Source organism: Nocardia sp. NPDC051750 (genome assembly GCF_044453135.1).
GTDB lineage: Bacteria > Actinomycetota > Actinomycetes > Mycobacteriales > Mycobacteriaceae > Nocardia.
The window spans coordinates 369,880-390,847 of sequence record NZ_JBITCK010000003.1 but is presented as its reverse complement, the minus strand read 5'-3'; the positions used below and the strand labels follow the sequence as shown (position 1 = coordinate 390,847).

The 20,968-nt window shown below is 67.8% G+C and carries 19 protein-coding genes; 9 read left to right on the top strand and 10 right to left on the bottom strand.

Annotated features, from left to right (window positions below; all coding sequences use genetic code 11):
* Positions 1-42: 42 nt before the first annotated feature.
* The gene (locus ACIA75_RS15485) at positions 43-1,290 is read left to right on the top strand and encodes a M20 family metallopeptidase (RefSeq protein WP_397104183.1); all 1,248 of its coding nucleotides are present in this window, start codon (positions 43-45) and stop codon (positions 1,288-1,290) included.
* On the opposite strand, the gene pafA is transcribed toward ACIA75_RS15485, so the two are convergent.
* The 5 genes from pafA to dop all read right to left on the bottom strand — a co-directional run bounded on the left by pafA (position 1,274) and on the right by dop (position 6,382).
* Positions 1,274-2,632, bottom strand: coding sequence for a Pup--protein ligase (gene pafA / locus ACIA75_RS15480; RefSeq protein WP_357430260.1), 1,359 nt, complete (start codon positions 2,630-2,632; stop codon positions 1,274-1,276). The two genes, ACIA75_RS15485 and pafA, sit on opposite strands and share 17 nt — an antisense overlap.
* Before the next feature lie 258 nt (positions 2,633-2,890).
* Positions 2,891-3,655 carry a proteasome subunit alpha gene (prcA, locus tag ACIA75_RS15475; protein WP_397104180.1) on the bottom strand — a complete coding sequence of 255 codons (765 nt, stop codon included), beginning with the start codon at positions 3,653-3,655 and terminating at the stop codon, positions 2,891-2,893.
* Entirely contained in the window at positions 3,652-4,524 is an 873-nt protein-coding gene (prcB, locus tag ACIA75_RS15470; protein WP_397104178.1) for a proteasome subunit beta, read from the bottom strand. The genes prcA and prcB overlap by 4 nt, the downstream gene beginning before the upstream one ends.
* Positions 4,521-4,715, bottom strand: a complete 195-nt coding sequence (locus tag ACIA75_RS15465) for a ubiquitin-like protein Pup (protein ID WP_030521323.1) — start codon at positions 4,713-4,715, stop codon at positions 4,521-4,523. The genes prcB and ACIA75_RS15465 overlap by 4 nt, the downstream gene beginning before the upstream one ends.
* Before the next feature lie 167 nt (positions 4,716-4,882).
* Positions 4,883-6,382, bottom strand: coding sequence for a depupylase/deamidase Dop (dop, locus tag ACIA75_RS15460; protein ID WP_397104176.1), 1,500 nt, complete (start codon positions 6,380-6,382; stop codon positions 4,883-4,885).
* A gap of 128 nt (positions 6,383-6,510) precedes the next feature.
* Between dop and ACIA75_RS15455 the strand changes: the two genes are divergently transcribed.
* The 6 genes from ACIA75_RS15455 (at position 6,511) to ACIA75_RS15430 (ending at position 13,328) form a co-directional block, all read left to right on the top strand.
* Positions 6,511-7,695, top strand: coding sequence for a DUF418 domain-containing protein (locus ACIA75_RS15455; RefSeq protein ID WP_397104174.1), 1,185 nt, complete (start codon positions 6,511-6,513; stop codon positions 7,693-7,695).
* A gap of 68 nt (positions 7,696-7,763) precedes the next feature.
* Complete coding sequence (locus ACIA75_RS15450) at positions 7,764-8,372, top strand: TetR family transcriptional regulator (protein ID WP_397104172.1); 609 nt, start codon at positions 7,764-7,766, stop codon at positions 8,370-8,372.
* A 107-nt stretch (positions 8,373-8,479) separates the two neighbouring features.
* Complete coding sequence (locus tag ACIA75_RS15445; RefSeq protein WP_397104170.1) at positions 8,480-10,069, top strand: FAD-dependent monooxygenase; 1,590 nt, start codon at positions 8,480-8,482, stop codon at positions 10,067-10,069.
* A 394-nt stretch (positions 10,070-10,463) separates the two neighbouring features.
* Positions 10,464-11,699 (top strand): DUF3533 domain-containing protein, encoded by a 1,236-nt coding sequence (locus ACIA75_RS15440; protein ID WP_397105335.1) that lies wholly within the window; start codon positions 10,464-10,466, stop codon positions 11,697-11,699.
* Between the two features lie 158 nt (positions 11,700-11,857).
* Complete coding sequence (locus ACIA75_RS15435; protein ID WP_397104168.1) at positions 11,858-12,781, top strand: helix-turn-helix domain-containing protein; 924 nt, start codon at positions 11,858-11,860, stop codon at positions 12,779-12,781.
* Position 12,782: 1 nt separating this feature from the next.
* Positions 12,783-13,328, top strand: a complete 546-nt coding sequence (locus tag ACIA75_RS15430) for a dihydrofolate reductase family protein (protein ID WP_397104166.1) — start codon at positions 12,783-12,785, stop codon at positions 13,326-13,328.
* A gap of 193 nt (positions 13,329-13,521) precedes the next feature.
* Here the strand turns inward: ACIA75_RS15430 and ACIA75_RS15425 are convergent, their stop codons facing one another.
* The 4 genes from ACIA75_RS15425 to arc all read right to left on the bottom strand — a co-directional run bounded on the left by ACIA75_RS15425 (position 13,522) and on the right by arc (position 18,245).
* Positions 13,522-14,199 (bottom strand): TIGR00266 family protein, encoded by a 678-nt coding sequence (locus tag ACIA75_RS15425; RefSeq protein WP_397104164.1) that lies wholly within the window; start codon positions 14,197-14,199, stop codon positions 13,522-13,524.
* A gap of 152 nt (positions 14,200-14,351) precedes the next feature.
* Complete coding sequence (locus ACIA75_RS15420; RefSeq protein WP_397104162.1) at positions 14,352-14,720, bottom strand: arsenate reductase family protein; 369 nt, start codon at positions 14,718-14,720, stop codon at positions 14,352-14,354.
* Positions 14,721-14,747: 27 nt separating this feature from the next.
* Positions 14,748-16,286 carry an ArnT family glycosyltransferase gene (locus ACIA75_RS15415; RefSeq protein ID WP_397104160.1) on the bottom strand — a complete coding sequence of 513 codons (1,539 nt, stop codon included), beginning with the start codon at positions 16,284-16,286 and terminating at the stop codon, positions 14,748-14,750.
* Positions 16,287-16,484: 198 nt separating this feature from the next.
* On the bottom strand, positions 16,485-18,245 hold the full coding sequence (gene arc, locus ACIA75_RS15410; RefSeq protein ID WP_397104158.1) for a proteasome ATPase: 1,761 nt from the start codon (positions 18,243-18,245) through the stop codon (positions 16,485-16,487).
* A gap of 179 nt (positions 18,246-18,424) precedes the next feature.
* On the opposite strand from arc, the gene ACIA75_RS15405 reads away from it, so the two are divergent.
* Positions 18,425-18,967 carry a hypothetical protein gene (locus ACIA75_RS15405; protein WP_397104156.1) on the top strand — a complete coding sequence of 181 codons (543 nt, stop codon included), beginning with the start codon at positions 18,425-18,427 and terminating at the stop codon, positions 18,965-18,967.
* Positions 18,968-19,128: 161 nt separating this feature from the next.
* Here ACIA75_RS15405 and ACIA75_RS15400 read toward each other — a convergent pair whose 3' ends face one another.
* Positions 19,129-19,962, bottom strand: a complete 834-nt coding sequence (locus ACIA75_RS15400; RefSeq protein WP_397104154.1) for a tRNA (adenine-N1)-methyltransferase — start codon at positions 19,960-19,962, stop codon at positions 19,129-19,131.
* 79 nt (positions 19,963-20,041) lie between these two features.
* Here ACIA75_RS15400 and ACIA75_RS15395 point away from each other — a divergent pair, with 79 nt between their 5' ends.
* A complete protein-coding gene (locus ACIA75_RS15395; RefSeq protein ID WP_397104152.1) occupies positions 20,042-20,938 on the top strand; it encodes a RecB family exonuclease in 897 nt (298 codons plus the stop codon).
* Positions 20,939-20,968: the final 30 nt, after the last annotated feature.

The following is a 20,968-nucleotide window of genomic DNA, read 5'->3' as shown; positions in this document are numbered from 1 at the left end:
ACCCTATCCATGTCCCGACACCATCCCGACGAGGAGTGACCTGTGACCGTTTCGATTCCCGACTTGATCCTGTTGCGTCGCGAGCTGCACCGCAACCCGGAAGTGGGGCTGCATCTGCCGTGGACCCAGGCCCGGATCCTGCGGGCCCTCGACGGCCTCGGTCTGGAGGTGTCCACCGGCACGACCACGACTTCGGTCACCGCTGTCCTGCGCGGCGGCGCCGCCCGGAGCGCGACGCGACCCACGGTGCTGGTCAGATCCGATATGGACGCACTCCCGGTGGAGGAGGCGACCGGCCTGGACTACGCCGCCACCAACGGCGCCATGCACGCCTGCGGTCACGACCTGCACATGGCGATCCTGGTGGGCGCGGCCCACCGGCTCGCCGCCCGCCGCGCCGAACTGGCCGGGGACGTGGTTCTGGTGTTCCAGCCCGGTGAGGAGAACTGGGGTGGCGCACTCGCGATGCTGGCGGAGGGCGTTCTCGACGTGGCGGGCCGGCGCGCCGATGCCGCCCTCGGTCTGCACGTGTTCTCCTACGAGCTGCCGCACGCGGTCTTCGGAATGCGCCGCGGGGCGATGATGTCGGCCTCGAATACCTTCACGGTCCGGTTCGTGGGCAGCGGCGGACACGGCTCGGCGCCGCAGACGGCCCGCGATCCGATCGTCGCCGCGGCGGATTTCGTCTCGGCCCTGCAGACCACGGTCACCCGGTCGTTCGGCATGCTCACCCCGGTCGTCGCGACCGTCGGTCAGATCGTGGGCGGCCACAGCGGCAACGTCATCCCCGATACGGCCCGGGTCAGCGGTACCGCGCGGGCGTTCACCGCGGCGGACTCGGGCCGGCTGCGGATGCTGATCGACCGGGTGGCGCACGGGATCGCCGCCGCACACGGTGTCGCGGCCGCGGTCGAACTGGACGAAGTCGCGATCCCTACCGTCAGTGCCGACGCGGAAGCCGATTTCGCCATCGCTACAGCGCGGAACCTGTTCGGGCAGGGGACGGTGGACATCATGGACCAACCCTTCACCGCGTCCGAGGACTTCTCGTGGTTCCTGGATCAGGTACCGGGCGCGTTCGTCCTACTCGGCGCGTGCCCACCGGACCGCGACCCCGCGGCGGCGCCTTCCAACCACTCACCGTTCGCGGTGTTCGACGATGCCGTCGTCGAACGCGGAGTGCGATTCGAGACCGAATGGACGATCGCGCGACTGCGCGCCCTCGCGACAGCCGACGGTTCCGGCGCCGAGGAGGCTCCGAAACCTCGCCGAATCACATCGAGGCGATGAGCCGGTCCACGCGTTCGTCGACCGAGCGGAACGGGTCCTTGCACAGCACGGTGCGCTGAGCTTGGTCGTTCAGCTTGAGGTGGACCCAGTCGACCGTGAAATCCCGGCCCGCAGCCTGGGCGGCGGTGATGAAATCGCCGCGGAGTTTGGCGCGGGTGGTTTGCGGTGGGGTGTCCACCGCGGCGTCCACGGCGTCGTCCTCGGTGATCCGTTTGGCCAGGCCTTTGCGCTGCAGCAGGTCGAACACGCCGCGGCCGCGTTTGATGTCGTGATAGGCCAGATCCAGCTGGGCGATCTTCGGGTCGGCCAGCTCCATGCCGTAGCGGTCCTGGTAGCGCTGGAACAGCTTGCGTTTGATCACCCAATCGATCTCGGTATCGACCTTGGCGAAATCCTGGGACTCCACCGCGTCCAGGGTGCGGCCCCACAGGTCCACGACCTGGTCGACCTGGGGATCACGTTCCCGATTGCGCAGATGCTCCACGGCGCGGGCGTAGTACTCGCGCTGGATATCGAGGGCGCTGGCCTGCCGGCCCCCGGCCAGCCGCACCGGACGCCGGCCCGTGAGATCGTGGCTGACCTCCCGGATGGCCCGGATGGGGTTGTCGAGGGCGAAATCGCGGAACGAGACCCCGGCCTCGATCATCTCCAGCACCAGGGCGGCAGTGCCGACCTTGAGCATGGTGGTGGTTTCGGCCATATTCGAATCGCCCACGATCACGTGCAGACGCCGGTACTTCTCGGCATCGGCATGCGGTTCGTCGCGGGTGTTGATGATCGGCCGGGACCGGGTGGTCGCCGAGGAGACCCCCTCCCAGATGTGCTCCGCGCGCTGCGAGAGGCAGAACGTGGCCGCCTTCGGTGTCTGCAGCACCTTGCCTGCACCGCAGATCAGCTGCCTGGTGACCAGGAACGGCAACAGCACATCGGAGATCCGGGAGAACTCACCGGCCCGCACGACCAGGAAGTTCTCATGGCACCCGTAGGAGTTGCCGGCCGAATCGGTGTTGTTCTTGAACAGGTAGATATCGCCGCCGATCCCCTCCTCCGCGAGGCGCTGCTCGGCGTCGATGAGCAGTTCCTCGAGCACTCGCTCCCCGGCCCGGTCGTGGGTGACCAGCTGGACCAGGCTGTCGCATTCGGCGGTGGCGTACTCCGGATGCGAACCGACATCGAGGTAGAGCCGGGCGCCGTTGCGGAGGAACACGTTGGAACTGCGCCCCCAGGACACCACCCGGCGGAACAGATACCGGGCCACCTCGTCGGGGCTGAGCCTGCGGTGCCCGTGGAAGGTGCACGTCACACCGAATTCGGTCTCGATCCCCATAATTCGTCGCTGCACACTATCGAGATTACAGCGCGGAATGATTCCTGCGGGTCGGAGCGGAAAACCCGATGTATACGGCTTGGCAACGATTAGGCCGTCGATCGTTCGCCGGGCGCTCGGACGGAGGCCGCGACAACCCCGAAACAGGCCCGGATCCGGACAGCGCCGAGCCACCGCACCCGTAGCGCCGTCTCCGCTCCACGGAGACGGCCCGTGCACCCTGACGTGGTGCACGGGCAGGTGGACTCGCTCCGCCGCGAACGGCGGCGCCGCTCAGTCCGGTTTTCCGCCGGCCTCCGATTCCGTGGAATCGGACGATTCGCCATCCGCACGGCCCGTACCCAGCAGCTCTTCGAGGGCAGTGCGGCCGATCCGGCGGAAGGCACGCCGGGGACGGGACCGCTCCAGGGTGGCGACCTCCAGCGAGCCGACGCCGAGGACCCGCTTCTCCTTGTCCGGTCCCTCGGTCGACTGCAGCGCTGCCACCGCGATCCGGATAGCCGCCACCAGGTCCAGCCCCGGACGGTAGGACTCCTTCAGTGCCGCCACGATCGGTTCCGTGGTACCGCCCATCACCACGTATTCGCGCTCGTCGACGATCGAACCGTCGAAGGTGATCCGGTACAGCACCGATTCCGGCTCCTGCTCCGCGTAGCTCACCTCCGCGACGCAGATCTCCACCTCATACGGTTTGAGCTGGTCGGTGAAGATCGATCCGAGCGCCTGCGCGTAGGCGTTCGCCAGGGCCCGGCCGCTGACGTCGCGGCGGTCGTACTGGTAGCCCCGCAGATCGGCCTGCAGGATCCCCGCACGCCGCAGGCTTTCGAATTCGTTGTACTTACCGACCGCGGCGAACCCGGTCCGGTCGTACAGTTCGCTGACCTTGTGCAGGGTGGCCGACGGGTTCTCCGCAACGAACACCACGCCTTCGTCGTAGGCGAGCACGATGACACTGCGGCCGCGGGCGATACCTTTGCGCGCAAGTTCGGTCTTGTCGCGCATGATCTGTTCGGCGGACGCATACAGCGGCAGGGTCATGCCCGTGCGCTCCCTTCCTCGGCGGCCTCACGGTCGGCCGCGATACCCCGGGCGATCTCCTCGAGCCGGGGTTCGGCCACCTCGACCGCCCCCTCTTCATCGACGAGGATCGCCGTGGGATAGATCCCGCGCAACAGATCCGGACCGCCGGTGGCAGTGTCGTCGTCGGAGGCGTCCACCAATGCTTCGACCGCGATCCGCAGGGCGCGATCGGCGTCGATTCCCTTGGTGTACAGCTTCTTCAACGACGTCCTGGCGAACATCGAGCCGGAGCCCACGGCGGTGAAACCGAATCGCTCCTCGCTGCGTCCACCGACCACGTCGTAGGACACGATGCGCCCGGCCCGGTCCGGGTCCGTGGCGTGCTGGTCGAAGCCGACCAGCAGCGGTACCACGGCCAGCCCCTGCATGGCGGCCGGCAGGTTGTCGCGCACCATCTTCGACAGTTTGTTGGCCTTACCGTCGAAGGTCAGCGAAACACCCTCGATCTTCTCGTAGTGCTCGAGTTCCACCGCGAACAACCGCACCAGTTCGATCGCCATACCCACGGTTCCGGCGATACCGGTGGCCGAGTAGGTATCGGTGATGTGGACTTTCTCCACATCCCGGCCGGCCAGCAGGTTGCCCTGGGTGGACCGCCGGTCACCGGCGATCAGCACACCGCCGCGATAGGACACCGCGACCACGGTCGTACCGTGCGGTGCGATATCCCCCGCGGCACCGCCGCCGGGTTTCCCGGCGGCGGTGGGCTGGCCCAGCAGGTCGAATCTGTTGCTGGGCAGCAGATCCGGCGCGTTCTGGCGCAAATGTTCGGAAAAGGATGACAGGGCGTACCCCAAATGGAGACGCGTGGGGTCACCTGCGGTCACTGGCCACCTTTCTGCACGTAGGCGCGAACAAAGTCTTCGGCGTTCTCTTCGAGCACATCGTCGATCTCGTCGAGCAGGTCGTCGGTGTCCTCCGCCAGCTTCTCGCGCCGTTCCTGACCGGCGGCGTCTACGCCGTCGACGCCTTCGTCATCGTCGCCGCCCCCGGCGCGTTTGGTCTGCTCTTGTGCCATCGCAGCCGACCTCCTCTGTTTCCACCGACCGGACGCTGGTACGTACCGGACGAATCGTGAGCAGCCTGGTGTGCTCGTTCTTCAACACTACCCAGCCGGGCCGACACGTAGTCGGATTACGTCCCACCCCGCAGCCGGAAACCACCGGCCGCCACCCGGCGCGGCCTTCAGGTGGTGAGCTGTTTAACCAGTTCAGCGGCGGTATTGACCCCGTCGAGAAGCTTGCCGACGTGGGCTTTGGTCCCGCGCCGGGGCTCGAGAGTCGGAATCCGCACCAGCGAATCACCGCCCAGATCGAAGATCACCGAGTCCCAGCTCGCCGCCGCGATATCGGCGCCGAAACGGCGCAGGCATTCACCACGGAAATAGGCACGGGTATCGGTGGGCGGCTTGGTCATGGCGTCCAGCACCTGCTGTTCGGTGACCAGCCGTTTCATCGAGCCGCGGGCCACGAGCCGGTTGTAGAGGCCTTTGTCGAGACGCACATCGGAATACTGCAGATCCATCAGATGCAGTTTGGGCGCCGCCCAGCCCAGCCCCTCCCGGCTGCGCATCCCCTCGAGCAGGCGGAGTTTCGCGGGCCAGTCCAGCAGATCGGCGCATTCCATCGGGTCGCGTTCGAGCTTGTCCAGCACCATGGTCCAGTTGTCGAGGATATCGCGCACCCGGAAATCGTCGATGCCCTGCACCTCGACGAACTTGGCGACTCGTTCGTGGTAGAGCCGCTGAATCGCGAGTCCGGTCAGTTCCCGGCCGTCGGCCATCGCGACGGTCGCGCGCAGCGTGGGGTCGTGGCTGATGGTGTGGACCGCGGTGACCGGACGGGCCAGCTGCATATCGGACAGGTCGGCCCCGGATTCGATGAGATCGAGGATGAGCGCGGTGGTGCCCACCTTCAAATAAGTCGACATCTCGGCCAGGTTGGCGTCACCGATGATGACGTGCAGCCGGCGGTACTTGTCGGCGTCGGCATGCGGTTCGTCGCGGGTGTTGATGATGCCGCGTTTGAGGGTGGTCTCCAGGCCGACCTCGACCTCGATATAGTCCGACCGCTGGGACAGCTGGAAGCCCGCGTTGTCGCCGGACTGCCCCATCCCGACCCGCCCTGATCCGCAGATCACCTGGCGGGAGACAAAGAACGGGGTGAGCCCGAGAATAACCGCGTTGAACGGGGTTTCCCGGCTCATCAGATAGTTCTCGTGGGTGCCGTAGGAGGCGCCCTTACCGTCGACGTTGTTCTTGTACAACTGCATCCGGGGGGCGCCGGGCACACTCGAGGCGTGCCGGGCGGCGGCTTCCATGACCCGCTCCCCCGCCTTGTCCCAGATCACCGCGTCCATCGGGTCGGTGACCTCGGGGGCGGAATACTCCGGATGGGCGTGGTCGACGTAGAGCCGGGCACCGTTGGTCAGGATCATATTCGCCGCCCCGACCTCGTCGGCGTCGATCACCGGCGCAGGCCCGTTCATCCGGCTGAGATCGAAACCGCGGGCGTCGCGCAGCGGCGATTCCACTTCGTAGTCCCACCGGGTGCGCTTGGCGCGGGGCACCCCCTCGGCCGCGGCGTACGCCAGTACCGCCTGGGTAGAGGTGAGGATCGGGTTGGCCGACGGTTCGGTAGGAGTGGATATCCCGTACTCGACCTCGATACCGATGATGCGCTGCATATCATCGAGCGTAGGCGACGATTCGCCCCCGGCACGCGAGCAGCGCCTCGTCCCGGCGAGCGAATCATCCCCCGAGTCGTACTTCCGGCGGATGCCGGCACCGGCCGCGGCCCCGCATGCTCGGTGGTATGACCAGCACCGCAGCGGATTCCGCCACAGCCGGATCGACGCCCCGCCCCGCGCGGCTGGTGGCGCTCGATGTGCTGCGCGGGATCGCGATCCTCGGCACTCTCGGCACCAATATCTGGATTCTCACCGACCCGGAGGGCATGGTCGGTTATCTGAACCGGCTCGTCGCCGCGCCCGAGGACGGGTGGACGTGGGCCGAGAAGGTCCTCCAGCAGTTGGCCCAGGGAAAGTTTCTCGGCCTGCTGACCGTGATGTTCGGGGTCGGCCTCGCCATCCAGCAGTCGTCCGTGCGGCGGGCGGGGCGGCCCTGGCCCGGCGGGTATCCCTGGCGGGCGGCACTGCTGTTCCTGGACGGACTGCTCAACTTCCTGCTGGTCGCCGAGTTCGACGTGCTGATGGGATACGCGGTGACCGCCCTGATCGTCGCGTTCCTGCTCGCCCGCAGTCCGCGCACCCAAGGCCGGTGGCTGGTCGGCACCTTGTGCCTGCATCTGGCCATGATCGCGCTGTGGGCCCTGAGTCTCGCCACGCGGCAGCCCGCGGCGCCGGCGGCGGCCGAACCGCTGTCGCCGAACCCCTACGCCGACGGCTCCTTCTGGGACCTGGTGCTGTTCCGGGCCGAGAACGCCGGCCTGTTCCGGGCCGAACCGGTGCTGATCCTGCCGCTGTCGATCGCCTTGTTCCTGGTGGGTGCCCGGCTGTTCCACGCGGGCGTGTTCGCCCCGGCCGGTGCCCGGTTGCGCCGGTGGCTGCTGGTCGCCGGTCTCGGTATCGCCGCCCCCGTGGACCTGCTGCTCGGTGTGCTCGGCGGTGGTGACTGGGTACTGATCACCCGGTATGCGATCGCGCCGGTGGTTTCCCTCGCCCTCCTGGCCCTGGTTGCCGAGTTCTACCTGCACCGGCCGCGGACCGGTTTCGCGGGCCGCCGCCTCGCGGAGGTCGGCCGGACCGCGCTGAGCTGCTACATCCTGCAGAATCTGGTGGCCGCGATGCTCTGCTACGGCTGGGGATTCGGTCTCGCCGCGCGGTTCGCTCCCGACGCCCGGGTCCCGTTCACCGTCGCCGTCTACCTGGTCGTCGTCCTGGTGATCACGGTCTTCGCACATGTCTGGCTGCGCCGGTTCGACCGCGGCCCGGTGGAATGGCTCTGGCATCTCGGGTATCAGCGCCTCGTCCGAACGTAGCTACCGACCGATAAAAGTGCCCACGGGGAAATATTGCCCATCGGGCACTTTTGTGGCATCCTGGGGATATGGCCGCCGAACCGAACCTCGGACTCCGGGAACGAAAGAAGCGCGATACGCGCAAAGCGCTCAGCGACGCCGCGCTGGAGTTGATGTTCGAGCGCGGCCTCGACAATGTGGTCCGCGAGGATATCGCCGAGCGGGCCGGAGTGTCGGTGCGCACCTTCAACAACTATTTCGCCGGCAAGTACGAGGCGTTGGCCTACCGGCACATCGAACGCCTCCAGCGCAGCGCCGAACTACTACTCACCCGTCCGGCGACCGAACCACTGTGGACCGCGCTCACCGAAGCCCTCGTGGAACCCCTCCGGGACGACGGCGCCGGCGGTTCGCCCACAGCGGAGATGCTCGCCGAAACCCGGAAATTGCAGGCAGCGCCCGAAATGCAGGCCGCCGCCGCGAAGGCCGTCGGCGACGATCTGGTCATCGCCGTCGCCCGCCGCACCGGCACCGACCCCGCCGACCTGTATCCGAAACTGGTCGCGGCCACAGTCAACGCGGCCTACCTCGTCGCTCTCGACACCTATTCGCGTTCCGACCCACCCACCCCGGTCACGACCGTAGTGCGGACGGCTCTGGCGCAACTGGCGGAAGGCCTCCCCGAACCGAACAACTGACGCCCGTCCCGTCATCACCCGAACGCCTCCGAAACCGTAGGCGGGCTCCGGCCTGCCCGCACACCGAAATCACACCGAACACCCGAATCGACAGGGGTTGTCCCATCATGTCCGAAAACAGAACATCCGAACCGCATCACGACGTGATCATCGCCGGCGCCGGCCCGAACGGGCTCATGCTCGCTTGCGAACTCGCGCTGGGCGGAATACGCCCGATCGTCCTGGATCCGCTGCCCGGGCCGAGCGACGAGCCCAAAGCCAACGGATTGGTCGGGCAGGTCGTGCGGATGCTCGATATGCGCGGGCTGTACCCGGGTTTCGCCGCGGAACTGGCCCGGAAGGGCTTTCCGGACGAGCCCGACACCCCGGAACCGAGCCCCCGCTACCTCTTCGCGGGCATGACGCTGGACCTCACCGAGGTGCCGGACAATCCGCTCTACGGCCTGCCGGTTCCGCAACCCCTGCTGGTGCGCCTACTGGCCGGCCGAGCCACCGAACTCGGGGTCGACCTGCGGTGGGGACATCGCCTCGACGACATTGCCGACCACGGCGATACGGTCACGGCCACAGTGACGCATCCCGGCGGCAGCTACCGGCCGACAGCGCGCTACCTCGTCGCGGCCGACGGCGGCACGAGCCCGGTCCGCAAACGACTCGGGATCGCGTTCCCCGGTCTCACCACGGGCGACCGGATCACCCGGATGGGCCACGCCGAGATACCGGCCGAACTGCGCACCGCCGACGGCGGTATCGACATTCCCGGAGCCGGCCGGTTCCACTTCGGTCACAACAGAATCGAGCGCGGCGGCATGTTCGTGTTCGCCGAATTGATCCCCGGCACACCGATGGTCGGTGCCACCGAGTACGACGCCGGCGCGGTCCCCGCGGACACCCCGATGACCTTCGACGAACTGCGGGACAGCATCCGCCGCGTCCTCGGCGCGGATCTGCCGATGCGGCCGCCCGCCGGTCCGGGGCCGCACGCCCTGCGTCGTATCGTCGACCAGAACACCCGGCTGGCCGAGCGCTACCGGCAGGGCCGCGTGTTCCTGCTGGGCGACGCGGCCCACGTGCATTCGGCCACCGGCGCCCCGGGCCTCAACCTCGGACTGCAGGACGCGATCAATCTGGGCTGGAAGCTGGCCGCACAGCTACGCGGCACCGCGCCGGAGGGTCTGCTCGACACCTATGAGACCGAACGGCGACCGATCGCCGAACGCGTGATCGCGCAGAGCCTCGCGCAGACCGCGTTACTCGCTCCGGGACCGGAGGTCACCGCCCTGCGCGGCCTGTTCGAGGAGTTGCTCGGCACACCCGCGGTAGCCGGGCATATCGCGCACCTGCTGGCGGGTTCGGATGTGCGGTACGACATCGGTGACGACCATCCGCTGTCGGGCCGGCTGGTACCCGATCTCGTGCTCGACACCGGCAGCGGGCCTCGCCGGATCGCCGAACTGCTGCACTCCGCGCGACCGCTTCTCCTCGACCTGGGTGCCGGAATCACCGCTACCGCAGAACATCGGGACGATCTCGATATCGTCGTCGCCACCACCTCCGACACCAGCGCAAAGGCCCTGCTGATCCGCCCGGACGGTTATATCGCCTGGGCGACAGACGGTTCCACCGACACCGGTCTGCACGCCGCCCTCGACCGCTGGTTCGTCCCGGCGCGGCCGGCGCCCACCCGCGTCGGCTGAACGACGCGCCGGACGGGACCGTCGCGGGGCACACGATGCCGGTCGCCGAAGCGACCCGCACGCCGATACTCGCCCAACGCCCGCCACGTGCCCTGGCACGGATCGGATGACGACAGCGCACCGGAGGTCGTAGCCGCCCGGCGCTGTCCGTGATCGCACACACCACGGGGCGCATCCGAGGTGTCCGACACACTTGCGTGCTCTGCCTGTACTCGCCGGGTACCTGCGACGATGATCTGACCGGGCACCGGCCGGCGCCATTGCCGGCGGTCGACCGTTATCGGAAAGGGAGCGCAAGGTGGAGCCGAAACAGACCGACGGCGAGCCGGATTCCGGCGCAGCCTCCGCACAGGCAACCGGCGTACCGGCGCGCCCCACCGCGATCCGGACGTGGATGGGACCGCTGCTGGTCGTCACCGCGCTGATGTCGCTGCTGGCGACCATGTATCTGGGCTATGTCATCGACCCGGAGAAGAACCTGCACGATTTCCCCATCGCGCTGGTGAACCAGGACGACGGCGATATCCGCGACGGCACCCCGGTCAATGTCGGTGATCAGATCACCCAGGCGCTCACCGACCGGGTTCCGGCGGACAAGGTCGACCTGCGGGTGGCCGGTATCGCCGAGGCCCAGCGGCTCCTCGGCAACGGTGAGGTCTACGGGGCGATCCTGCTGCCCAGCGATCTGTCCAAGCGGTTGTCGATCCTCGGCGCCGGTGCCGTGGTTCCCGGGGATATCGAACGGCCGGCCATCACCGTGGTCACCAACCCGCGCACCGGTACCTACGCCACCCAGATCGTGCAGATCGTGGCCCAGGAGGCACTGACGCAGGTCGACGCCGAGGTAGGCAAACAGTTGACGGCGGCGGTCGAGGACGAATTGAATTCCGCGCCCGCCGGCGGTACCGAACTCACCGGCGCCGCCCGCCTGGCCCTGGCCGACCCGATCGATGTCCTCATCGATCCGTACCGGCCGCTACCGGACGGGACCGGTCGCGGGCTGTCGGCGTTCTTCTACACCCTGCTGGTGGTGCTGGCCGGTTTCACCGGGGCCATGATCGTGCACACCATGGTGGATTCGGCCCTGGGATTCATACCGACCGAATACGGTCCGTGGTTCGTCCATCACCCCACCGCGCCGCATTCGCGATTGCGCACGCTGCTGCTGAAATGGGGCGTGATCACGGTCGCGGCACCGATAGTCTCGGGAATTTTCCTGGGTATCGGGACACTCCTGGATATGCCGCTCGACCACGCGCTGGCCCTGTTCCTGTTCAGCACGCTCGCGATCGTCGCGGTGGGGGTGACCGCGCTGTCGATCCTGGCGGTGTTCGGTTCCGCCGGTCTGCTGGTGAACCTGGTGCTGTTCATCGTGCTCGGCCTGCCCTCGGCCGGCGCCACCATCCCGCTGGAGGCAACCCCGCAGTACATGGCCTGGCTGGCCGCGTTCGAACCGATGCACCAGATCTATCTCGGTGTCCGCTCGATCCTCTACTTCGACGCCCACGGCAACCCCGGGCTGGCGCGTGGCGTCTGGATGAGCCTGCTCGGCCTCGCCATCGGCTTGGTCCTCGGAGCGGTCGCCACTTTCGTCTATGACCGCAAGGGGCTCGAACGGCGCAGCCGCTGAGCGGCTCGAACTGCACAGCCGCTGAGCGGCTCGAACTGCACAGCCGCTGAGCGGCTCGAACTGCACAGCCGCTGAAAGGAGCGGCCGTCGCGGCGACAGCAGGCGACTGCGCAAGAACGGTCAAGCAGATCCCGGGGCCGAACAGACAGACTTTCTCCGTGACCACCCGACGTGACCGACTCCGCGAACTCCTCGATGCCGTGCTCGACGAGGACAATGCGACCCTCGGCCAGATGGCCGCCGGCGTCTACTCGTCCCCGTTCCATTTCGCCCGGCAGTTCAGCCGTGGCACCGGCGAATCTCCGGTGAGTCTGCGGCGGCGCGTCCTGCTGGAACGCGCTTGCTGGCAGCTCGGAACGGGTGCCACCGTGACAGAGGTGGCCTTCGGCGCGGGATACGACACGGTGGAGGGATTCAGCCGGGCGTTCACCCGCGCCTTCGGTCATCCACCGAGCGCGACCCCGCCGCCGACCGGCCGGGCACCCCGGTGGCTGCCGGCGGCGAACGGAATCCATTTCCATCCACCCATGTCGCTGTGGGTCGAAGGAGAACCGAAGGGACGCGCCGAGATGGACCCGACCGCGCTGCTGCTGCACCACGATCTCGACGACACCCGGCTGCTGCTGAAAGCGGCGGCGGGTTTGCGCGAGGAGCAGTACCGGCGGCCCCGCGCCGGCGCGGCCATGGTGCTGCCGTGGGATGGGCCGGAGGATTCGATCGCCGCGGTGCTCGACCATCTGATCCGGACCAAGGAGTTGTGGCTCGCCTCGATCGACGGCGCCGATACCCCCGAGTACGGCGGCGACGATATTCCCGCGCTGTCGGCCCGCCTCGACGATGTGGGCCCGCGCTGGCTGGACACGATCCGTGAGATCGACCGCCGTGGCGGCTGGGGCGACACCCTGATCGACGCACTGTGCGAACCACCGGAAAGCTTCGTACTCGGCAGCGTGATCGCCCATGTGCTCACCTACTCCGCGTATCGCCGCCAGCAGGTGCGGTACTGGATCCGCGGTGATTCACCCGATGACGACACCGTCGGCTGGGGCGACCCGATCGACTGGCTCCGGAAGCGAGACTGAATTGACCACCCCCCGCACCATCTACAACACGGCGACCAGTCTGGACGGCTATATCGCTACGCCGGATCATTCGCTCGCCTGGCTGTTGTCCCGTGAATCCGACGAATCCGGCCCCATGAGCTTCACCGAGTTCCTCGCCGGGGTCGGCGCGATCGTCATGGGCGCCAACACCTACCAGTGGATACTCGACAACCAGAGCACGGAGCCGTGGCCCTACGCGGTACCCAGCTGGGTGTGCACCCACCGCGAGTTCCCGCCGCGCACCGACGCCGATATCCGCTTCACCCACGCAGAGGTCCCCGCGCTCCACCAGGCGATGACCGCCGTAGCGGCCGGAAAGAACCTCTGGATCGTCGGCGGCGGCGAGCTCGCGGGCTCATTCGCCGACCACGGCCTGTTGGACGAGATCATCGTCTCCGTCGCCCCGGTCACCCTGGGTGCCGGCGCTCCGCTGCTGCCGCGCGAACTGGAACTGCGAGTAAGCGAACTGGCAGCCAACGGCGAATTCGCCTGCATCCGTTACGCAGTGGTCCGTGGACCCGACTGACGATCGCCCCGGGTGCCAACGGAAAGCCCGGACCAGGAGCCGGTCGGCTCAGCGCGACGACCAGATCTACTCGGCGCGGATGCCGTCCTGCAGGGTGAAGTAGCGCCGGTATCGAACCCCGGCCGACCGGAATTCATCCTGTTCGGCACCGTCGTGCCGCACACCCACGGCAGGAGCGACGGCGGAGGTGCGCCTAGCCGGACGAAACCGAAGCCGTCCAGGAGGCGAAGGCCCGCGGGTTGCGGGTCTGCAGCAGGATCCGCCCCGGGCCGGTGAAATCGAAGACCAGCCCCTCACCCGATTTCAGCGATTGCAGGGACCGTCCGGATACCGCACGGCGGATGGTGAACTGCATCGCGAGGTCGTACGCCACCACATGCCCGGTATCGATACTCACCTGCTCACCGGCTGGTAGATCGAATACGTCGATGGCGCCGAAGACCCCCACCACCACGTCTCCCTGGCCCTCCGCGCGGAGACCGAAACCGCCCTCGCCGCCGAAGAGATTCGCGAAACCGCCCCACTGACTCTCCACCCGCACCCCGGCCGAATTCGCGATCCAGCCACCGCGGCTGATGAAGTACGGCCGGTCCGGGACGATCGGCAGCGCGAGCATATCGCCGGGTAGTGAGGGCGCCACATCCACCCAGCCGCCGCTCGCGGGCGCGGTGAACGTGGAGACGAAGAACGATTCGCCCGACAGCACCGAACGTTTGAGCCCGGCCAGGATTCCACCTTCGGCCTTGGCTTCCAGCGTCACTCCGGCCGAATGCGCCACCATGGCACCGGTTTCCACTCGAACCGACTCCCCGCCCGCCAGCACGCAACGCGCCACGGCAGACGACGGGTTGTGCCGCAGTTCAACTTTCATGAGCCGACACTACCGCCCCGTGCAGCACCGGCCGGGATTCGGTACGCGACCGCCTCCCGAACGGTCACGCACCGGGTTTCCCGAGGTCCGCGCACGATCTTCGGACCCCATCGATACCGAACAGCGTTACACGCCAGCTAACGAGAGGTGAATCAATCCAGCAACCGCAGAGCATCCTCGTCGCGGGCCACGATCGCGCGCCCGTCGGCCGCGAATACGAGGGGGCGCTGGATCAACCGGGGATTCTCGGCGAGGGCGGTGATCCAGCGCTCCCGGTCCGCGGCGGTGCGACCCCAGCCGGACATTCCGAGTTCCTTGGCAATGTCCTCGCCGGTCCGGGTGATGTCCCAGGGCTCGGCCCCCAGTCGCTCCAGCGCGGTCCGCAGCTCCGCGGCGCTGGGTGGATCCTCGAGGTATCGGCGAACCGTGTACGCGGTGCCCGCGGCATCCAGATGTGCCAGCGCCGCCCGGCTCTTGGTACAGCGGGGGTTGTGCCAGATCTCGGTTTCCGGAGTACTCATACCGCGAGCGTAACCGCCACGTACCACTCACATATGCATCCATCCGGGCCACACACGCGACCATGCGTCCCGCGGCTCGGCGCATTTCCACACCACGACGTCCCTGGTGTTGCCGAGGAAACCGAGGCGGGTGTCGACCCGGCCCAGGGGCTCGAGTACGGCGAACTGCTCCCGCAGCCTGCCGGTATCCCCGCCTACGCAGATCATGGTGGTCGCGGTATCGGGCGGCGCACCGAAGTAGCCGAACCCGCGGGCCGGGCTGTAGACGGGCGGCAGCCGATCGCCCGCCAGCTGATCCAGCGCTCCCGCCTGCCAGTAGCCGCCGGCGATCACCGCGGACCGCTCACGTTCCCGAGCGGGCAGTGATTCGTAGGCCGCGACCACGCCGGCGGCCAGTTCCGGCCAGCCGAACTCGCCGTAGAGGCCGATCTGCATTGCGGCCGCGGCGTCGTTCTCCGGTGGCGGAATATCCGCCGCCGGCTGCCACGGCGTGGAACCCAGGACGACCAGCACCGATACGGCCGTCAGCCCTGCCCCGGACCCGACGAGCAGGCGCTTGCGCAGCCGCGACGACGACCGCCGGATCACCTCCGACACCGCCACCGCGCCCGCCGCGAACATCGCGGCGTACATCCCGGCCACGTAGTAGATCCGGCCGCCGGTGACCAGGAATATCACCGTCAGCAGCACCGTGGTGAGCCCCAGGAAGCGGTACGGGCGCAGCGCCGGGTGCCGTAGCAGAGCCCAGGTCCCGTAGCACAGCAGGACCGCACCGAGCGTGCCCGCGATCAGCACCGCCAAGGGGACGAACCCCACCATGCCGCCGGTGGCTTGCTGTTCCCGTCGCACCGCCGCGGTCAGGGCGAACTGCGGCCATCCGTGCCCGGCCTGCCACAGCAGCGCGGGGATGGACACGAGCACGACGATCACCCCGCCCAGCCAGAGCAGCGGCCGGCGGAGCAGATCCCGCGGCCCGAAGACCAGCACACCGGCGGCCAGCGCCAGCCAGAAGAACGGAATGAGCCATTTGACCTGCATATCGATCGCCGTCACGACGGCCGCCGCCAAGAGCAGACCGTCGCGCCGGGTACGCACCCAGCGCACGACCAGCCAGGTGATCAGCACCCACAGGGCGGTGTCGAGGGCGTTGGTGGACAGATTCTTGGCCTGCAGCAGCAGGAAGGGCGAGGTGGCATAGGCCACGGCCGTCAGGATCTGGGCGCCGCGACCGCCGCCGAATTCGCGCGCGATCTCGGCGCTCACCACCACCGCGGCAAGTGTCAGCACGATGGCCGGTATCCGCAGCACCACCAGGGAACCGGGCGCGAGGCCGTCCATCATCCCGGCGAGCAGTGGCAGGAGCGGCCCCTGGTCGGCATAGCCGAAGGACAGTCGCCGGCCGGCCGCCAGGAAGTACAGTTCGTCGCCGAAATAGCCGTAGCGGGTCGCCGAGGCCAGCAGAACCAGCGCCGACACGACGGCCACACCGAGTACCGGGGCCGTGGCGAACGCGGGCAGGGCGGCGGTGTCGCGGCGGGGTGGATCTGCGATGCGGGTGGTCGTCACGCGATCTCCTGGGGTGTGAACCTGACCCCTGGAACATATCCGGCCCGCACCGCGCTGCCGTCCGCCTCCGGGACGATTCCGGGGCGTGTATCCCGCGCCACGATGTACACCCGCAGGACGATCCGCGGGAGCGGGCGGGCGGCGTACACGAAGCAGGGCCGCGCTCCCGTGGGAAGCGCGGCCCTGACGGCAGTTCCGTTACAGGTACTGGCCGGTGTTGGATTCGGTATCGATCGCCCGGCTCGCGCTGGCGTTCTTACCGGTGACCAGCGTGCGGATGTAGACGATCCGCTCGCCCTTTTTACCCGAGATACGGGCCCAGTCATCGGGATTCGTGGTGTTGGGCAGGTCCTCGTTCTCGGAGAACTCGTCCACGATCGAATCGTAGAGATGCTGGATCCGCAGACCCGGATTGCCGGTGTCGAGCACCGCCTTGATCGCGTACTTCTTGGACCGGTCCACGATGTTCTGGATCATGGCGCCGGAGTTGAAGTCCTTGAAGTACAGGACTTCCTTGTCACCGTTGGCGTAGGTGACCTCCAGGAAGCGGTTGTCCTCGCTCTCGGCGTACATCCGGTCCACGACCCGCTCGATCATGGCGTTGATGCAGGCCACCTTGTCGCCGTTGAACTCGGTGAGATCGTCCGCGTGCAGCGGCAGATGCTCGGTGAGGTACTTCGAGAAGATGTCCTGCGCGGATTCGGCGTCGGGCCGCTCGATCTTGATCTTCACGTCCAGCCGGCCGGGCCGCAGGATCGCGGGGTCGATCATGTCCTCGCGGTTGGAGGCGCCGATGACGATGACGTTCTCCAGCCCTTCCACACCGTCGATCTCGCTGAGCAACTGCGGCACCACGGTGGTCTCCACATCCGAGGAGACACCGGAACCGCGGGTGCGGAAGATCGAGTCCATCTCGTCGAAGAACACGATCACCGGGGTGCCCTCGGACGCCTTTTCCCGGGCCCGCTGGAAGATGATCCGGATATGGCGCTCGGTTTCACCCACGAACTTGTTCAGCAGCTCGGGGCCCTTGATGTTCAGGAAGTAGGACTTCGCCTCCTTGGCATCCTGTCCCCGCGCCTCGGCGATCTTCTTGGCCAGTGAGTTGGCCACTGCCTTGGCGATGAGCGTCTTACCGCAGCCCGGCGGGCCGTAGAGCAGGACGCCCTTCGGCGGACGCAGCGCGTATTCGCGGAACAGGTCCTTGTGCAGGAACGGCAACTCCACGGCATCGCGGATCTGTTCGATCTGCCGGCCGAGCCCGCCGATATCGTGGTAGCCGACGTCGGGCACCTCTTCCAGCACCAGGTCCTCGACCTCGGCCTTGGGGATGCGCTCGAACGCGAAACCGGCCTTCGTATCGACCAGCAGGGAATCACCCGGCCGCAATTTGCGGATCGGGGAGTCCGGATCCGCCAGATCGTCGGCCTCGGCGAGCTTGGACAACGGGCCGGACAGCCACACCACCCGCTCCTCGTCGGCATGGCCGACGACCAGGGCGCGGCGGCCGCCGTCGAGCACCTCGCGCAGGGTGCCGATCTCGCCGATGGCGTCGAACATGCCCGCCTCGACAACCGTCAGGGCCTCGTTCAAGCGGACGGTCTGTCCGTAGGTGAGGGTGGTGGTGTCGATATTCGGCGAGCAAGTCAGTCGCATCTTGCGGCCGGAGGTGAACACGTCGACGGTCTGATCCTCGTAGACACCGATCAGAATCCCGTAACCGCTGGGCGGCTGACCGAGCCGGTCGACCTCCTCACGCAGCGCGACGAGTTGCTGCCGCGCCTCCTTCAGGGTATCCATCAACTTGGTGTTGCGAATGGTCAGCGAATCGATACGGGCTTCCAATTCCCGTGAGCGATCCGGTGAGTCGGCGAGTTGCCTCCGGAGTGCAGCCGCTTCGGCGCGTACTGCCTCGAGTTCTCTCCAGGCCGCCGAATCCGAATTCTCGATGGGGCTCATGTGCTGCTCCTCCCAGTCCCGGTCTATCAACGCTACCGGGCGCGACCCGTTTGCGCTGTCCGACATGGTTTCGTCGTGATCACATATAGTCCGCAGACCTCTGCTGGTCAGACAATGTTAGCCTGCCCTAACCCCAACTCGGTGGGCCTACCCACCGACTAGCCGAAAGGTTGCCAGCTATGCACCTTCCCGCACGGATGCCGTGGTTGTCCCGAGTCGCGGCGACGACGATCACGGCCGCCGCCCTGGCGGCGGGACTGACGGCATGCGGATCGGACGACGGCACCGGAACCCCCGAGACGAGCGCGGCCACCAGCAGTGTCGCGGACCCCACCACCGCGGCCGAACACGACCATGACCACGGCGACTCCGGGGACGCGCCCACCGCGGAGAGCCTACAGGCCACCCTCGAGCAGATCACAAACCCGGATGTCTCGGTGGACGACAAAGTGAACCTGATCGTCGACGGCGAGAACCGGCGCGGCCTGCTCGAACAGCTCAACGCGGCGCTGCAGTCCTACCGGGGTATCACCTACCAGGTCGCCGAGGTCACGGTCGACGGGGAGACGGCCACCGGTCAGACCACCATCACCAGCCCCACCGGCCAGAGTGCCCCGCCGATGCCGATGACCTGGCAGCACGAGGACGACATCTGGAAACTGTCCGACGCCGCCGCGTGCGTTCTGCTCAGTTTCGCGCAGATCCCCTGCGCTCCCGCCTGACGGGCGCAGCCGGCCGGAGCCCGGGCCACGGGACCGGGGCACGGCCACCCGCACAGCATGTCACCTGTACACGTAGCCTCCCCGATCAGTTCGTCCAGGCCCGCGGTGGAGCCTTCTCCGGCCCCGCCGCGGGCCTTGCTGTCCGGCGGTGAAAAGGCCCGTCAGCCCTTCGAGGGCCGCCGTTGCGGCTTCGGGGTCACCACACCCTCGGCAAGCCGTCGCGCGCTCACCAAGAACGCCGTATGCCCCTGCATCCGGTGTTCGGGCCGCACCGCCAGACCCACCACATGCCAGCCCCGCACCATCGACTCCCAGGATCGCGGTTCGGTCCAGCACTGCTGCTCGCGCAACGCCTCCACCAGCTTCGACAGCTGCGTCACCGTCGCCACGTAGACCATCAGCACTCCGCCGGGCACCAGGGCCCGCGAGACCGCGGGCAGGGCATCCCACGGCGCCAGCATGTCCAGGACGACCCGATCCACCTGATCCCCCGCGTAGTCGGCCACATCGGCGACCGTCAACTCCCAGTTCGCAGGCCGTTCGCCGAAGAACCGTTCCACATTCCGGACCGCGTGCTCGGCGTGGTCCTCCCGGATCTCGTAGGACACCACGGACCCGTCCGGCCCGACCGCACGCAGCAGCGAACAGGTCAGCGCCCCGGAGCCGGCACCCGCCTCGAGGACCCGGGCGCCCGGGAACATATCGCCCTCGTGCACGATCTGCGCCGCGTCCTTCGGGTAGATCACCGCCGCGCCGCGGGGCATGGACATCACATAGTCGGTCAGCAGCGGGCGCAGAGCCAGATACGGGGTGCCGTTGTTGGAGTGCGCGAGCGTGCCCTCCTCGGCGCCGATGAGTTCGTCGTGGTCGATGGCGCCGCGGTGGGTGTGGAATTGTTTACCCGGTTCCAGCAGCACCGTGTACAACCTGCCCTTGGCGTCGGTCAGCTGCACCCGGTCGCCGACGACGAATGGCCCGGTCCGTCTGGCCGTCATGAATCTCCGTTCCGCGTTTCCCCTGCGCGCGCTCGTGCGCGCGGGCACCGTGTCGGTACCGACGGATAGCCTGCCAGGTATGTCAGCGCCCCCGAGCACACCCCCGTCGAGTCGCGGCCCCGATACGGCACCCCGGCCCGTACGTCCGGCGCTGTCGCCTTCGCGCGCAGCCGATTTCAAACAGTGCCCGCTGAAATACCGCCTCCGCGCGATCGACCGGATTCCGGAACCGCCCACCCGCCAGGCGGTACGCGGCACGGTCGTCCACGCGGTCCTCGAAGACCTCTACGCGCTGCCGGCCGCCGAACGGGATCCGGAACGGGCGATGACGCTGGCCGAACCCGCCTGGTCGCGGGTGCTCGCCGCCGAACCCGGAGCGGCCCGGCTGGTCGACGACGACGGCGGACTCGACGGCTTCCTCGCGGAGGTCCGGGCGCTGGTGCGCACCTACTACCGGCTGGAGGATCCGCGCCGCTTCGACCCCGAATCCTGCGAGACCCGGCTCGAGGTCGAATTGGCCGACGGTGCTCCGCTGCGCGGTTTCGTGGACCGCATCGATGTGGCGCCCACCGGCGAGCTGCGGGTGGTGGACTACAAGACCGGCCGCGCGCCGGACCCGACCCGGGAGACACGGGCACTGTTCCAGCTGAAGTTCTACGCCCTTATGCTGCTGCGCACCCGCGCGGTGGTCCCGGCCCAACTGCGGCTGGTCTACCTGGCCGACGCCCAGTTGCTCACCTACACCCCCGAGGAGCAAGAACTGCTCCGGTTCGAGCGCACGCTCATGGCCCTCTGGGAGGCGGTCCGCACAGCGGGTAGCACCGGAGATTTTCCACCGAATCCGGGTTGGCTGTGTGATTACTGCGCCTACAAAAGCCTGTGCCCGGCATTCGACGGAACACCACCGCCGTATCCGGGCTGGCCCGCGGACGCGGAATCCACCGCCGAAACCTTCGCAGAATCGGTATCGGACTGAGACTGTATCGACCCGCGCCGCCGCCGGCGG